The following is a 13,847-nucleotide window of genomic DNA, read 5'->3' as shown; positions in this document are numbered from 1 at the left end:
AACCACCCCCCATTATAAGTTTGAGATTACTACAATGAGCGAAGCACTTAAAATTCTGAACAACATCCGTACTCTTCGTGCGCAGGCAAGAGAATGCACCCTCGAAACGCTTGAAGAAATGCTGGAAAAATTAGAAGTTGTAGTTAATGAACGTCGCGAAGAAGAAAGCGCAGCTGCTGCTGAAATCGAAGAGCGTACTCGTAAACTGCAGCAATATCGTGAAATGCTGATTGCTGATGGTATCGATCCAAATGAATTGCTGAACAGCATGGCTGCAGCTAAAACCGGTACTAAAGCTAAGCGTGCTGCTCGTCCTGCTAAATATAGCTACGTTGACGAGAACGGCGAAACTAAAACCTGGACTGGCCAGGGTCGTACTCCTGCAGTTATCAAGAAAGCCATGGATGAGCAAGGTAAACAGCTGGATGACTTCCTGATCAAGGATTAATCAAGCCGCATTCAGAAAAATCCCGCATAATGCGGGATTTTTTTTAACCAAAATTTATCGCAAACATCCCCTTACACTCTGTCATAAAGCGTTATTCAGCTATTTCAGGGCGCTTACTTTCAGGCAGGCTTCCGGGGTGTTATGGGCATAAAAAAACCGGTGGGCAACGCCTCACCGGTTTCGAACATTTGCCGTCCTAGCTTATTTCTTAATACCTGCGCTCTCCTTGAGCCAGGCTTTAAATTCTTCGCCAAGAGTGTTGTGGCGAATGCCATATTCAACAAATGCCTGCATATAACCGAGCTTATTACCGCAATCATGGCTCTTACCTTTCATATGGTAAGCCTCAACGGTCTCTTTCTCGATCAGCATATCGATGGCATCAGTCAGCTGGATCTCGTCACCTGCTCCTGGAGGCGTTTTCGCCAGCAGAGGCCAGATTTCAGCGCTCAGGACATAGCGACCTACTACGGCCAGGTTGGAAGGCGCTACGTCGGCTTTAGGCTTCTCTACCACGCCAATCATCGGCACACTTTCACCCGGGTCAAGGTTAACGCCTTTGCAATCAACCACACCGTAAGCCGTCACGTCTTCGACAGGCTCAACCATGATCTGGCTGCTGCCTGTTTCGTCAAAACGTTTGATCATCTCAGCCAGATTATCCTGAGAAAGATCGGATTCGTATTCATCCAGAATAACGTCAGGCAGAATTACCGCCACAGGCTCATCACCCACAACAGGATGTGCACATAACACAGCGTGGCCAAGGCCTTTAGCCAGCCCCTGACGAACCTGCATAATGGTGACGTGAGGAGGGCAAATAGACTGAACTTCTTCTAACAGCTGACGCTTAACGCGTTTTTCCAGCATGGCTTCAAGTTCAAAGCTTGTATCGAAATGGTTTTCGATAGAGTTTTTTGATGAATGTGTAACCAGCACAATTTCCGTGATGCCGGCTGCGATACATTCATTAACGACATACTGGATTAATGGCTTATCAACCAGAGGCAGCATTTCTTTCGGAATCGCCTTAGTTGCTGGTAACATCCTGGTCCCCAATCCCGCTACCGGGATGACGGCCTTTCTGACTTTCGAATTTAGGGCAGCCATTCAAATTCTCCTGAGCTGTTCAAGTTTTGAACTTTTATGCAATAAATAACGCGTTAAGTATATCAGCCTCGCCCCACAGTCCGGGTCTGAAAAGAACGCGTTGCCGATCAATTAGGATAAATACGCATGAATCTGGGCAGCGATAGTAGCACTCCCCGTAAAACACAGGTAAAGCAATCTTAAAATTACGATCCATCTGCTTATTCCGTGGACAACATTAAGCGTAGTCGTCCCCCGGCCCCCCAAATTTGGCACTGCCAGGAGGAACAGCGATGGCTAATTTGATTAAGATACGCCGTCCCCAATGTCCCAAGCGGCACACCGTTACTTACCTCAATATGATGTTCACCGGTATTCAGTGAAGCGTTGAGGCCGGCTGAAACGAGGATAAGATTCTTTAAACCGCTGTGGTAATAACCGACAAGCAGCGGGAACTGTCCGGGTAAGTTTGCCTGACGAAAAAGCTGGTTCACCTGTTTAAGTAAACTGCCTAACTCTGGTAGTCGTTGCCCCTGATGCGATAACTGTTCCTGCAATAAACCATTAAATAGCGCACGAAGGAGTAACGCCGCTAATACACCATTATCCCCCGCCCGGGTGACATCCAGGGAATAAAACGCAAGATCGGAATCAGAGAGGGGTGCAATATCCAGCACCAGTCCAGGCTGGTCTGCGGCCACCAGCTGGCGATAATTTATTCGGCAATGCGAAATGGTTTGCTGAACGGGCGGCTGAAGCTCTTGCAAAAGTTTCGCCGCGGCAGGCGGATCGCTTACCAGGGCATCCCAGTCCTGAAAAAGACGCTCTTCTTCCTCTACCCGGGAATTAAACATATTCGGATAAAGACACGCTAACACCGTTTCCCGCAACCGGTTCAGATCTTTGACCGGTTTAAGCAGAATATCCTGCACGCCGAGACGTAGCGCTTTAGCGATATCGGCCATGTTCTCAGTGGCAGATATCACCAGAATCGGCGTCTGGTTACCTTCGTTACGCAGATGTTCAACCAGCTTCAGCCCGTTCATACGCGGCATCGCAATGTCGCAAATCATCAAATCGGGCGTAATGCTGATCATTTTTTCCAGCGCGTCGATGCCATCTTCAGCCAGTGAAGTGATTGCCCCCAGTGAGGATAACCACGAATCCAGTAGCGATCGGAAAACGGGCTCGTCTTCTACAATCAAAATGTGTTTTCCGGCCAATGGTTGCGTCATGTTTCCTCCCCTGGCTGACAGTAACTAAATAGTGGCATGCGATCGGCACTATCGCCTGTCAGATTTTGCTGAAGTAATCAAAAAAAGTGCTTAGCGTGCTGTTCGCACAAAAGGCAACAATTCGTCCATTTTCTTTTCGACGGCTAGCGAGCCCGCTGCGATGGCGGCCTCAGCCCGATGGAAATCAAGGGTAGAGATTTGCGGACAGTACGGTTGAATAAGAATATCTGGTGGATCGCCTGCCATACGATTGCGCTTGAGGCGATTCTCAAGGACCTGGATTGACGTGGTCATGATTTCCATCGCCGTCGGGGCAGTAACCGAGCGGCGCGCGGCCATACGCCCGATTCTTCCGCGCAGGCGCTCATGCCAGGCCAGCTTCTCGCCCTCGGCGTCTTCGCTCTGGAGATTGACCGGCATGAGGTCCTGTTGCATCAGGTGAGCGTCGTGCTGCAGGTCCACGGCAATGACGATGTCAGCCCCCATTGCACGCGTGAGCGAGATGGGCACCGGGTTCACGACGCCACCATCAACCAGCCAGTAACCGTTGTGTGGGACAGGCGCCATTAACCCCGGCATACTGCAAGAGGCACGCACGGCAAGATGGATATCCCCTTCGGTTAGCCAAAGTTCGCGACCCGTGCTGAGATTCGTCGCAACGGCGCCGAAAGGCATGTGACAATCCGTGAAGTCTTCAAGAGGCATAACCTGGCGGAACTGGTTAAAGACGCGCTCGCCGCGCAACAGCCCGCCGCGTTGCCATGAGAGGTCCATCAGACGAAGCACGTCCCAGTAACTGAAGGAGCGCACCCAAGTTTCGAGGTCCGGCAGCTTCCCGCACGCGTAAGCGGAGCCGACAAGCGATCCTATTGAACACCCTGCAACGATATCGACGTCAACACCCATCTGTTTTAAAGCATTAATCACGCCGATATGTGACCACCCGCGGGCTGCACCTGAGCCCAGCGCCAGTCCAATTTTAACCTTTCTCATTAGCCCTGTTTTACGTCCCCTGGATTCCTGACATAGCGTCAACGCAACGCCTCAGTTAACATAGTGCTACCCGAAGCGTTTTACGCCCTTATTTTTTTGTTCCAGGAAGAGAATCGTGTCTCAGCTCTGCCCTTGTGGTAGCGCTCTGGAGTATAGCCTATGTTGCCAGCGATATCTTTCTGGCGATCAGGTTGCACCAGACCCGTCACACCTCATGCGTTCACGGTACACTGCTTTTGTGATCAAAGACGCAGACTACCTGATCAAAACCTGGCACCCGTCCTGCCACGCGGCCGAATTCAGACGGGACATCGAAGCCGGGTTCGCGAACACGCAGTGGCTTGGCCTTACCGTCTATGAATCCTCAACCGGGAGTCATGCAGATGAAGGCTATGTCAGCTTTGTTGCCCGCTTTACCGAGAATAATAAGCCCGGAGCCATTATTGAACGTTCCCGGTTCTTACGGGAAAGCGGGCAATGGTATTATATTGACGGAACGCGCCCACAGTTTGGTCGTAACGATCCCTGCCCTTGTGGTTCAGGTAAAAAATTTAAAAAGTGTTGCGGGCAGTAACGCCTGACAACCCAGACTTCGCAAATACAAACAGGATTTCCCGGCGATGCAATCATTACAACGTAAAGTTCTGCGCACCATCTGTCCCGATCAAAAAGGACTGATCGCACGAATTACCAACATTTGCTACAAACATGAACTGAATATCGTGCAGAACAACGAGTTCGTTGACCACCGTACCGGTCGTTTCTTCATGCGTACCGAACTGGAAGGTATTTTCAACGACAACACCCTGCTTGCCGATCTGGACAGCGCGCTGCCGGAAGGTTCCGTGCGCGAGCTGACCCCCGCAGGCCGACGCCGCGTCGTGATTCTGGTGACCAAAGAAGCACACTGTCTTGGCGACCTGCTGATGAAAGCAAACTACGGTGGTCTGGACGTCGAAATTGCTGCCGTTATCGGCAACCACGAGACGCTGCGCACGCTGGTGGAACGTTTTGATATTCCGTTCGAGCTGGTCAGCCACGAAGGCCATACCCGTGAGGAACACGACGATCTGATGGCGCAGGCTATTGAAGCGCATAACCCGGACTACGTTGTTCTGGCGAAATATATGCGCGTGCTGACGCCATCCTTCGTTGCCCGCTTCCCGAACAAGATCATCAACATTCACCACTCGTTCCTGCCGGCCTTTATTGGTGCTCGCCCATACCATCAGGCATACGAGCGCGGCGTGAAGATCATCGGTGCTACCGCGCACTACGTGAATGACAACCTGGACGAAGGCCCTATCATCATGCAGGACGTGATTCATGTGGATCATACCTACACCGCTGAAGATATGATGCGCGCCGGACGTGACGTCGAGAAGAACGTACTCAGCCGCGCGCTCTATCAGGTGCTGGCGCAGCGGGTATTCGTTTACGGCAACAGAACTATTATTCTGTAATCCCAGAGAAATGAATTGATTAGCTTTGCACCTTTACGGATAAAAAGCAGGCAAACAGCTTCATTTGGCTAAAGGAATGCTTTACAGGGGCGTCTCATTTGATATGATGCGCCCCGCTTCCAGCAGGAAGCAGGCCAGTAAATAGCATTACCCCGTGGTGGGGTTCCCGAGCGGCCAAAGGGAGCAGACTGTAAATCTGCCGTCATCGACTTCGAAGGTTCGAATCCTTCCCCCACCACCATCTCTCAGCATTACCTCAAAATTTGAATTACCCCTGGTGGGGTTCCCGAGCGGCCAAAGGGAGCAGACTGTAAATCTGCCGTCATCGACTTCGAAGGTTCGAATCCTTCCCCCACCACCATCAATTCCATGTCGCCGTAAATTCTCCCTCAACTCAATACGCCACAATTTTCGATATATGAATCCTTTGTAGGCCGGGTAAGGCGCAGCCGTCACCCGGTAACAGACAGCTACATTGGCGGCAAGCGTCGCGTCACGGGTGAACTCTTCACAATCGACGTATTGCACTGGGCATGTTCCGCCAGTCCGTCCAGCAGCACATCCAGTTGCTCAATTGACCGCACCACCAGCCGGATAACAAAACAGTCTTCACCGGTCACCTTGTCGCTCTCAATACACTCCGGCATCGCCTGAATATACTTATCAACCTTATGCAACAGCCCCGGCAGCGGCCGTACGCGCACCAGCGCCTGAAGGGTGTACCCTAACGCCGCCAGATTCACCCGTGCGCCATACCCCTGAATCACGCCGCGCTCTTCCAGCCTTTTCAGGCGCTCTGCCGTGCTGGGTGACGTCAGACCGATACGCCCGCTGAGCACCTTCAGGGACATGCGCGCATCCTCGACCAGACAGGCCAAAATTTGTCGGTCGATATCATCGAGAAGGTATTCCATCGTTTTCACCTAATTTTAAAAAGCCATTAACGTATTCAACCTTATATCACCCCTGTAAAACCCGTCAGCAATTTTCGACAATAGCGTCATTAATCAGGAGGTGGATGATGCGTGATTTCCATAAAGGCGTCTGGCAGATGGGCCTGGCGATGTTAATTTCCGGCTCTATTGGCGCATTTGTATTACTTTCCGGTCTGCCGGTGACGGAAGTGGTGTTCTGGCGCTGCCTTATCGGGGCAATGGCGCTTTTTGTTTTTATCCGGATAAGCCCAAAGCCTTTTAGCCCCCTCACCCGAAAGACGCTGCTGCTGGCTATTCTTGGCGGTGTGGCATTAGTGGTGAACTGGCTGCTGCTCTTCGCTGCCTATGAACGGATCTCGATTGGTCTTTCGACCGTGGTGTATAACACCCAGCCGTTTATGCTGGTACTGATGGGGATGTTTTTAGGCGAGCGCGTCAGCCTGGTAAAGTGGGGCTGGCTGTTCCTCGCCTTTGGCGGCGTGGTTATTTTGCTCTCCAGCGAGTTAACCGGAGCACACGGCGCTGACTGGCTCGCCGGAATCGGTCTGGCATTGGCCGCGGCCTTCTTCTATGCGGTAACGGCCATCATCGCCCGCAAACTCAGATCGATTGCGCCGCAGCATATTGCCTTTATTCAGGTGCTGACCGGCGTAGTGATGCTTCTGCCGTTTGCCGGCATGCCCTCATTTTCTGGCGATTTTCCCTGGCCAATTTTGCTGACGCTGGGCATCGTCCATACCGGCATTATGTATCAGCTGCTCTATAGCGCCATTCAAAAGCTGCCTACGCCCATTACCGGCTCGCTGTCGTTTATCTATCCGGTGGTGGCGATTATTGTCGATAATCTGGTATTTGGACACTCGCTGAACCTGACGCAGCTGGCGGGCGGCGCGCTGATCCTGTTTGCTGCAGCGGGCAACAACCTGGGCTGGGGCGAAAAAAAACCCCGCGAGTGCGGGGTTGGTATCAAAACGGCAAATTAGCGACGGGCGCGTACAATCTGGTATTTGCGCGTCAGGTACTCCACCGGCGCGCTCCAGATATGCACCAGACGAGAGAACGGGAACAGCACGAACAGCGTCATCCCCAGCACCAGGTGAACGCGGAAGATAAACGCCACGCCGTCCAGGTGCGAAGATGCTCCGCCGTGGAAGGTCACCACGGACTGCGCCCAGCCGACCAGCTTCATCATTTCGCTGCCGTCCATATGTTGCGCCGAGAATGGAATGGTCAGCAGGCCCAGCGCGCACTGCACCATCAGCAGGGAGAGGATCAGGATGTCCGCCCCGGTCGTGGTTGCGCGCACCCGCGGGCTGAACAGACGACGTTTCAGCAGCAGTAGCCCCCCAACCAGGGTCATCACGCCGCAGGCGCCGCCGGCGATCATCGCCATCTTCTGCTTCACCTCAATCGGCAGCCACGCTTCGTACATCCAGTGCGGCGTCAGCATCCCGAGGAAGTGGCCGGCAAAAATCCCCAGAATACCGATGTGGAACAGGTTAGAGCCCACGTGCATCCCTTTACGATCCAGCATCTGGCTGGAGGCAGCGCGCCAGGTATACTGGCCGTAGTCATAACGCAGCCAGCTTCCCACCAGGAACACGGTGCCCGCGATATACGGGTAGATTTCAAAGAAGAACATATTCAGGAAGTGCATTATTGCTGTCCTCCGTTAGAGATATTCAAATATTGCGGGGCAACGGCTCCGGCAAAACGACGCTGGTGAGCAGAGATTTCAGACTCGCCGCAGTTCTGGTCAGCAAAGAATTTCACCTGCTCTTCTTCCCAGACGGCATCCAGCGCTTGCGGAGTATCGTCGCGGGCCTCATCGGCGATTTTCTCCGCGACTTTTTCACTGTCGACCGACGCGTTGGCCAGCTTCACCAGCAGATCGAACAGCACCGCGTAGCGGCTCTCGCGCTGCTGAAGACGCGCGCCGAGCAGCGCCAGGATCGGCGCGATGTCCTGCAGACCACCCAGCGCCTCCTCTTTCGGCAGCTGCGCCAGATATTCCAGATAGAGCGGCAGATGGTCCGGCAGCTCGCGGCTGTCAAGCTGCAGGCCGTGCTGCTCGTACTGCGCCATCAGGTCAACCATCGCCTGACCGCGGTCGCGAGACTCACCGTGAACGTGTTCAAACAGCAGCAACGAGGTTGCACGACCGCGGTCAAACAGCTGGCTGTAGTCCGCCTGCGCGTCGAGAAGATCGCGCGCTAGCAGGTCGCGGAGGAAAACGCCAAGCCGCTGGGCATCCTCTTTATCCAGGTTTTCAGATGCCGCAAGTGCATCAAAGAGCTCCTGCTGATGCTGCGCAAGCGCAGCATCCGGGTACTCGAGCAGACGCGAAACAATGACGAGTTCAATCATGCGTGCGGCTCCGTTTTACTGGTCACATCCATAGCGTCGATGCGGCGGCTGTTGAACAGGTTGAATTTGCTGTCTGACCCGTGGCAGCCGTCGCCAAAGGTAAAGCCACAGCCGTTTTTCTCCGGGAAGGCTTCGCGGGCCAGCTCACGGTGGCTGCTCGGCACCACGAAGCGGTCTTCGTAGTTAGCAATCGCCAGGTAGCGGTACATCTCCTGCGCCTGCGCTTCGGTCAGACCGACCTCTTCCAGCGCGCGGGTATCGGTCACGCCGTCCACGGTTTCGGCACGCTTGAAGTGGCGCATCGCCAGCATACGCTTCAGCGCCAGCAGTACCGGCTGGGTATCGCCTGCTGTCAGCAGGTTTGCCAGGTACTGAACCGGAATACGCAGGCTTTCCACGTCCGGCAGAATGCCGTTGCTGCCCAGCTCGCCCGCATCCGCGGCTGACTGAATCGGTGACAGAGGCGGCACGTACCAGACCATCGGCAGCGTGCGGTATTCAGGGTGCAGCGGCAGGGCCAGCTTCCAGTCCATCGCCATTTTGTACACCGGAGACTGCTGCGCGGCGTCAATGACGATCTGCGGAATGCCGTCCTTCAGCGCCTGCTCAATCACTTTCGGATCGTTCGGATCGAGGAACACGTCCAGCTGACGCTGATACAGATCTTTCTCGTGCTCGGTGCTCGCGGCATTTTCAATCGCGTCCGCGTCGTACAGCAGCACGCCGAGGTAGCGGATACGGCCTACGCAGCTCTCGGAGCAGACGGTCGGCATACCGGCTTCAATACGCGGGTAGCAGAAGATGCACTTCTCAGACTTGCCGCTCTTCCAGTTGAAGTAGATTTTTTTGTACGGGCAACCGGTGATGCACATACGCCAGCCGCGGCACTTGTCCTGGTCAATCAGGACGATGCCGTCTTCTTCACGCTTGTAGATGGCGCCGCTCGGGCAGGTCGCCACGCATGCCGGGTTGAGGCAGTGCTCGCACAGGCGCGGCAGATACATCATGAAGGTGTTTTCGAACTGGCCGTACATCGCCTTCTGCATGTTCTCGAAGTTCTGGTCTTTGGCGCGTTTTTCGAACTCGCCGCCCAGAATCTCTTCCCAGTTTGGACCGCTGGTAATTTTGTCCATGCGCTGACCGGTGATCAGCGAGCGCGGACGGGCGATCGGCTGGTGTTTGCTTTCCGGCGCGTTGTGCAGGTTCTGGTAGTCGTAGTCAAACGGCTCGTAGTAATCGTCGATGCCCGGCAGATGCGGGTTAGCGAAGATTTTACCCAGCAGCATCGCACGGTTACCCATGCGCGGCTGCAGCTTGCCGTTGATTTTACGGATCCAGCCGCCCTTCCACTTCTCCTGGTTTTCCCAGTCGGTCGGGAAGCCGGTCCCCGGCTTGCTTTCCACGTTGTTGAACCAGGCGTACTCCATACCTTCACGGCTGGTCCAGACGTTTTTACAGGTGACCGAGCAGGTATGACAGCCGATGCATTTATCCAGATTCAGCACCATGCCGACTTGTGAACGAATTTTCATTTTACGCTCTCCTGTACCTGGTCATTACCTTCACCGTCTAACCAGTTAATATTCTTCATCTTACGTACCACCACGAACTCATCGCGGTTCGATCCTACGGTGCCGTAGTAGTTAAAGCCGTAGGCCAGCTGCGCATAGCCACCGATCATATGGGTCGGCTTCGGCGTAATACGGGTCACGGAGTTGTGGATCCCGCCGCGCTGCTCTGTGATCTCTGAACCCGGCAGGTTAACGATACGCTCCTGCGCGTGATACATCATGGTCATCCCGGCCGGTACGCGCTGGCTTACCACCGCACGCGCCGTCAGGGCACCGTTGCTGTTGAACACTTCGATCCAGTCGTTATCTTCAATACCCAGCTCTTTGGCGTCCGCCTCGCTCATCCAGACAATCGGACCTCCGCGCGACAGGGTCAGCATCAGCAGGTTGTCGCTGTAGGTGGAGTGGATACCCCACTTCTGGTGCGGCGTCAGGAAGTTGAGCGCCTTCTCAGGGTTACCGTTCGATTTCGCCCCCATCACGGCCTTCACGGAGCGGGTGTCAATTGGCGGACGGTACACCAGCAGGCTTTCCCCGAAGTCGCGCATCCACTGGTGATCCTGATACAGCGACTGACGACCGGACAGGGTGCGCCATGGGATCAGCTCGTGAACGTTGGTGTAGCCGGCGTTATAAGACACATGTTCATCTTCCAGGCCAGACCAGGTCGGGCTGGAGATAATCTTGCGCGGCTGCGCCTGAATATCGCGGAAGCGGATTTTCTCTTCCTCTTTATTCGTCGCCAGGTGCGTATGGTCGCGGCCGGTAAACTCGCTCAGCGCCGCCCAGGCTTTCGCCGCGACGTGGCCGTTGGTTTCCGGTGCCAGGGTCAGGATCATCTCTGCCGCATCAATCGCCGTGTTCAGCATTGGCTGACCTTTCGCCGGGCCATCCGCTTTGGTGTAGTTAAGCTTGCGCAGCAGATCCATTTCGCTCTGGGTGTTCCAGGCAATCCCTTTCCCGCCGTTACCGATTTTCTCCATCAGCGGGCCGATAGAGGTAAAGCGTTCGTACGTTGCCGGGTAGTCACGTTCAACCGGAATAATGTGCGGCGCGGTCACGCCCGGGATCAGGTCACATTCGCCTTTTTTCCAGTCCTTCACGTCCAGCGGCTGCGCCAGTTCGGCAGCGGAGTCGTGCTGGATTGGCAGCGTGACCACGTCGGTCTCTTTGCCGAGGTGTCCCACGCAGACTTCAGAGAATTTCTTCGCGATGTCCTTATAGATATCCCAGTCGCTTTTCGATTCCCACGCCGGGTCAACGGCCGCAGACAGCGGATGAATAAACGGATGCATATCCGAGGTATTCATGTCGTCTTTTTCGTACCAGGTCGCGGTTGGCAGCACAATGTCGGAGTACAGGCAGGTGCTGGACAGACGGAAGTCGAGCGTCACCACCAGATCAAGCTTGCCGTCGAGGCCGTTGTCTTTCCACTCCACCTCTTCCGGCTTCACGCCGCCCTGCTTGCCGAGATCCTTACCCTGGATACCGTTTTCGGTACCGAGCAGGTATTTCAGCATGTACTCGTGGCCTTTACCGGACGAGCCCAGCAGGTTGGAGCGCCAGATAAACAGGTTACGCGGATGGTTTTTACCGTTTTCCGGCTGTTCAGCCGCGAAACGGATTGAGCCGTCCTTGAGGGATTTAACGGTGTAATCCACCGGGGACATGCCCGCCTTCTTCGCCTCTTCCGCGATGCGCAGCGGGTTGGTACCCAGCTGAGGCGCAGACGGCAGCCAGCCCATGCGCTCTGCGCGCACGTTGAAGTCAATCAGGTGGCCGCTGTAGCGGGATTTATCCGCCATCGGCGACAGCAGCTCCTGCGCGGTAACCGTTTCGTAGCGCCACTGGCTGGAGTGGTTATAGAAGTAGGAGGTGCTGTTCATGTGGCGCGCAGGGCGCTGCCAGTCGAGGGCAAACGCCAGCGGCTGCCAGCCGGTCTGCGGACGCAGTTTTTCCTGGCCCACGTAGTGCGCCCAGCCGCCACCGCTCTGACCAACGCAGCCGCAGAAGATCAGCATGTTGATCAGACCACGGTAGTTCATATCGAGGTGATACCAGTGGTTCAGACCCGCACCGACGATGATCATCGAACGGCCGTGGGTCTTGTCGGCGTTTTCAGCGAATTCACGTGCGATACGGGTAATATGCCCGCGAGGAACGCCGGTGATCTGTTCCGCCCAGGCCGGAGTGTAGGCCTTCACGTCATCATAGCTGGTTGCGCAGTTTTCATCGCCCAGACCGCGTTCCAGGCCATAGTTCGCCATGGTCAGATCGTAGACGGTGGTAACCAGCGCGGTAGAGCCGTCGGCCAGCTGCAGGCGTTTGACCGGCAGCTTATGCATCAGGACGTTCTGCAGCTCAACCTTGTTGAAGTGCTCGGAACCTTCGCCGCCAAAGTACGGGAAGCCCACCTCGGCGATGTCGTCCTGGCTACCCAGCATGCTCAGGCGCAGTTCTGTCTCTTCGCCGGTCGTGCCGTTACGCTGCTCAAGGTTCCACTTACCCTTCTCGCCCCAGCGGAAACCGATAGAGCCGTTTGGCGCCACCAGCTCGCCGTTGCTGTTATACGCGACGGTTTTCCACTCAGGATTATTTTCCTGACCCAGGGCATCCACCAGATCGGCAGCGCGCAGCGTGCGGCCAGCGGCATAGTAACCGTCACGCTCTTCGAGCATCACCAGCATCGGCATGTCAGTGTAGCGGCGGACGTAGTCGGTGAAGTACTGGCTAGGCTTATCAAGGTGGAATTCACGCAGCATGACGTGGCCCATCGCCATCGCCATCGCGGCATCGGTACCCTGTTTCGGTGCCAGCCACAGATCGCACAGCTTGGCGATTTCGGCGTAGTCCGGGGTGACCGCCACGGTTTTGGTGCCTTTATAACGGACTTCGGTAAAGAAGTGCGCGTCCGGCGTTCGGGTCTGAGGCACGTTTGAGCCCCAGGCGATGATGTAGCTGGAGTTGTACCAGTCAGCGGATTCAGGCACGTCGGTCTGCTCACCCCAGGTCTGCGGAGATGCCGGCGGCAGGTCGCAGTACCAGTCGTAGAAGCTCAGGCAGGTACCGCCGATAAGCGACAGGTAGCGCGCGCCGGAAGCGTAAGAGACCATCGACATCGCCGGGATGGGCGAGAAGCCCGCCACGCGGTCAGGACCGTAGGTTTTGACGGTGTAGACGTTAGAGGCGGCAATCAGCTCGTTCACCTCTTTCCAGGAAGAACGCACAAAGCCACCGCGGCCGCGGGCCTGCTTAAAGCTTTTCGCTTTGTCCGCGTCTTCGATAATAGACGCCCAGGCATCAACCGGATCGCTGTGCTGAACCTTCGCTTCACGCCACATTTTCATCAGGCGCTTGCGCATCAGAGGGTATTTGAGGCGGTTAGCGCTGTAGAGATACCAGGAGTAGCTGGCGCCGCGCGGGCAGCCGCGCGGTTCGTGGTTTGGCATATCCGGGCGGGTGCGGGGATAGTCGGTCTGCTGCATTTCCCAGGTCACCAGACCGTTTTTAACGAAAATCTTCCAGCTACATGAGCCAGTGCAGTTCACGCCGTGGGTTGAACGGACGACTTTGTCATGTTGCCAGCGCTGGCGGTAACCGTCTTCCCAGTCCCGGTTGGTATCCAGAACCTGGCCGTGCCCATCGGCAAAAGTTTCACCCTTCTGTTTGAAGTAGCGAAACCGGTCCAAAAATTTGCTCATCGGGTATCTCCTGTGTGGAGCCTGTGGCTCTCTAAATCGACATTG

General features: G+C 55.3%; 12 protein-coding genes and 2 tRNA genes. 6 read left to right on the top strand and 8 right to left on the bottom strand.

Translation table 11 applies throughout. From position 1 onward, the window contains the following. Positions 1-34 precede the first annotated feature (34 nt). A complete protein-coding gene (gene hns / locus M2433_RS01045) occupies positions 35-448 on the top strand; it encodes a histone-like nucleoid-structuring protein H-NS (RefSeq protein WP_008502781.1) in 414 nt (137 codons plus the stop codon). Positions 449-649: 201 nt separating this feature from the next. Here hns and galU read toward each other — a convergent pair whose 3' ends face one another. From galU to rssA, 3 genes are all read right to left on the bottom strand, one after another. Next, positions 650-1,558: a UTP--glucose-1-phosphate uridylyltransferase GalU gene (gene galU / locus M2433_RS01040; RefSeq protein ID WP_429052290.1), complete on the bottom strand. Its 909-nt coding sequence runs from the start codon at positions 1,556-1,558 to the stop codon at positions 650-652. A gap of 200 nt (positions 1,559-1,758) precedes the next feature. Next, on the bottom strand, positions 1,759-2,772 hold the full coding sequence (rssB, locus tag M2433_RS01035) for a two-component system response regulator RssB (RefSeq protein ID WP_047348238.1): 1,014 nt from the start codon (positions 2,770-2,772) through the stop codon (positions 1,759-1,761). A gap of 90 nt (positions 2,773-2,862) precedes the next feature. Further along, entirely contained in the window at positions 2,863-3,765 is a 903-nt protein-coding gene (gene rssA, locus M2433_RS01030) for a patatin-like phospholipase RssA (RefSeq protein ID WP_429052289.1), read from the bottom strand. A gap of 115 nt (positions 3,766-3,880) precedes the next feature. Here rssA and M2433_RS01025 point away from each other — a divergent pair, with 115 nt between their 5' ends. From M2433_RS01025 to M2433_RS01010, 4 genes are all read left to right on the top strand, one after another. Beyond that, a complete protein-coding gene (locus M2433_RS01025; RefSeq protein WP_429052287.1) occupies positions 3,881-4,339 on the top strand; it encodes a YchJ family protein in 459 nt (152 codons plus the stop codon). A 46-nt stretch (positions 4,340-4,385) separates the two neighbouring features. Further along, positions 4,386-5,228, top strand: a complete 843-nt coding sequence (gene purU / locus M2433_RS01020; RefSeq protein ID WP_059311611.1) for a formyltetrahydrofolate deformylase — start codon at positions 4,386-4,388, stop codon at positions 5,226-5,228. A 156-nt stretch (positions 5,229-5,384) separates the two neighbouring features. Further along, positions 5,385-5,469, top strand: a tRNA-Tyr gene (locus tag M2433_RS01015). Between the two features lie 35 nt (positions 5,470-5,504). Beyond that, positions 5,505-5,589: transfer RNA gene (locus M2433_RS01010), tRNA-Tyr, on the top strand. A gap of 109 nt (positions 5,590-5,698) precedes the next feature. Here M2433_RS01010 and M2433_RS01005 read toward each other — a convergent pair. After that, on the bottom strand, positions 5,699-6,142 hold the full coding sequence (locus M2433_RS01005; RefSeq protein WP_063429616.1) for an Lrp/AsnC family transcriptional regulator: 444 nt from the start codon (positions 6,140-6,142) through the stop codon (positions 5,699-5,701). Positions 6,143-6,249: 107 nt separating this feature from the next. Between M2433_RS01005 and M2433_RS01000 the strand changes: the two genes are divergently transcribed. Then, positions 6,250-7,146, top strand: a complete 897-nt coding sequence (locus M2433_RS01000) for a DMT family transporter (protein WP_429053092.1) — start codon at positions 6,250-6,252, stop codon at positions 7,144-7,146. Here M2433_RS01000 and narI read toward each other — a convergent pair. Genes narI through M2433_RS00980 form a run of 4 tightly spaced genes read right to left on the bottom strand, consistent with a single transcriptional unit; the run spans position 7,143 to position 13,802 of the window. Next, complete coding sequence (gene narI / locus M2433_RS00995) at positions 7,143-7,820, bottom strand: respiratory nitrate reductase subunit gamma (protein ID WP_429052284.1); 678 nt, start codon at positions 7,818-7,820, stop codon at positions 7,143-7,145. The two genes, M2433_RS01000 and narI, sit on opposite strands and share 4 nt — an antisense overlap. Then, positions 7,820-8,530 carry a nitrate reductase molybdenum cofactor assembly chaperone gene (gene narJ, locus M2433_RS00990; protein WP_047348231.1) on the bottom strand — a complete coding sequence of 237 codons (711 nt, stop codon included), beginning with the start codon at positions 8,528-8,530 and terminating at the stop codon, positions 7,820-7,822. Before narJ ends, narI begins: the two co-directional genes overlap by 1 nt. Continuing rightward, positions 8,527-10,062, bottom strand: coding sequence for a nitrate reductase subunit beta (narH, locus tag M2433_RS00985; RefSeq protein ID WP_429052283.1), 1,536 nt, complete (start codon positions 10,060-10,062; stop codon positions 8,527-8,529). The genes narJ and narH overlap by 4 nt, the downstream gene beginning before the upstream one ends. After that, positions 10,059-13,802 carry a nitrate reductase subunit alpha gene (locus M2433_RS00980; RefSeq protein ID WP_429052282.1) on the bottom strand — a complete coding sequence of 1,248 codons (3,744 nt, stop codon included), beginning with the start codon at positions 13,800-13,802 and terminating at the stop codon, positions 10,059-10,061. The genes narH and M2433_RS00980 overlap by 4 nt, the downstream gene beginning before the upstream one ends. Positions 13,803-13,847 lie beyond the last annotated feature (45 nt).

Source organism: Enterobacter sp. AC1, assembly GCF_050434705.1.
Taxonomy (GTDB): Bacteria; Pseudomonadota; Gammaproteobacteria; order Enterobacterales; family Enterobacteriaceae; genus Enterobacter; species Enterobacter cloacae_L.
The sequence above is the reverse complement of the archived record's forward strand: the minus strand, read 5'-3'. Positions and strand labels throughout refer to the sequence as shown.

Excerpts from the sequence above, each read along its gene's own strand:
- narJ (WP_047348231.1), bottom strand. The coding sequence starts at position 8,530 with ATGATTGAACTCGTCATTGTTTCGCGTCTGCTCGAGTACCCGGATGCT.
- rssA (WP_429052289.1), bottom strand. The coding sequence starts at position 3,765 with ATGAGAAAGGTTAAAATTGGACTGGCGCTGGGCTCAGGTGCAGCCCGC.
- narH (WP_429052283.1), bottom strand. The coding sequence starts at position 10,062 with ATGAAAATTCGTTCACAAGTCGGCATGGTGCTGAATCTGGATAAATGC.
- M2433_RS01000 (WP_429053092.1), top strand. The coding sequence starts at position 6,250 with ATGCGTGATTTCCATAAAGGCGTCTGGCAGATGGGCCTGGCGATGTTA.
- hns (WP_008502781.1), top strand. The coding sequence starts at position 35 with ATGAGCGAAGCACTTAAAATTCTGAACAACATCCGTACTCTTCGTGCG.
- galU (WP_429052290.1), bottom strand. The coding sequence starts at position 1,558 with ATGGCTGCCCTAAATTCGAAAGTCAGAAAGGCCGTCATCCCGGTAGCG.
- purU (WP_059311611.1), top strand. The coding sequence starts at position 4,386 with ATGCAATCATTACAACGTAAAGTTCTGCGCACCATCTGTCCCGATCAA.
- narI (WP_429052284.1), bottom strand. The coding sequence starts at position 7,820 with ATGCACTTCCTGAATATGTTCTTCTTTGAAATCTACCCGTATATCGCG.
- rssB (WP_047348238.1), bottom strand. The coding sequence starts at position 2,772 with ATGACGCAACCATTGGCCGGAAAACACATTTTGATTGTAGAAGACGAG.
- M2433_RS00980 (WP_429052282.1), bottom strand. The coding sequence starts at position 13,802 with ATGAGCAAATTTTTGGACCGGTTTCGCTACTTCAAACAGAAGGGTGAA.
- M2433_RS01005 (WP_063429616.1), bottom strand. The coding sequence starts at position 6,142 with ATGGAATACCTTCTCGATGATATCGACCGACAAATTTTGGCCTGTCTG.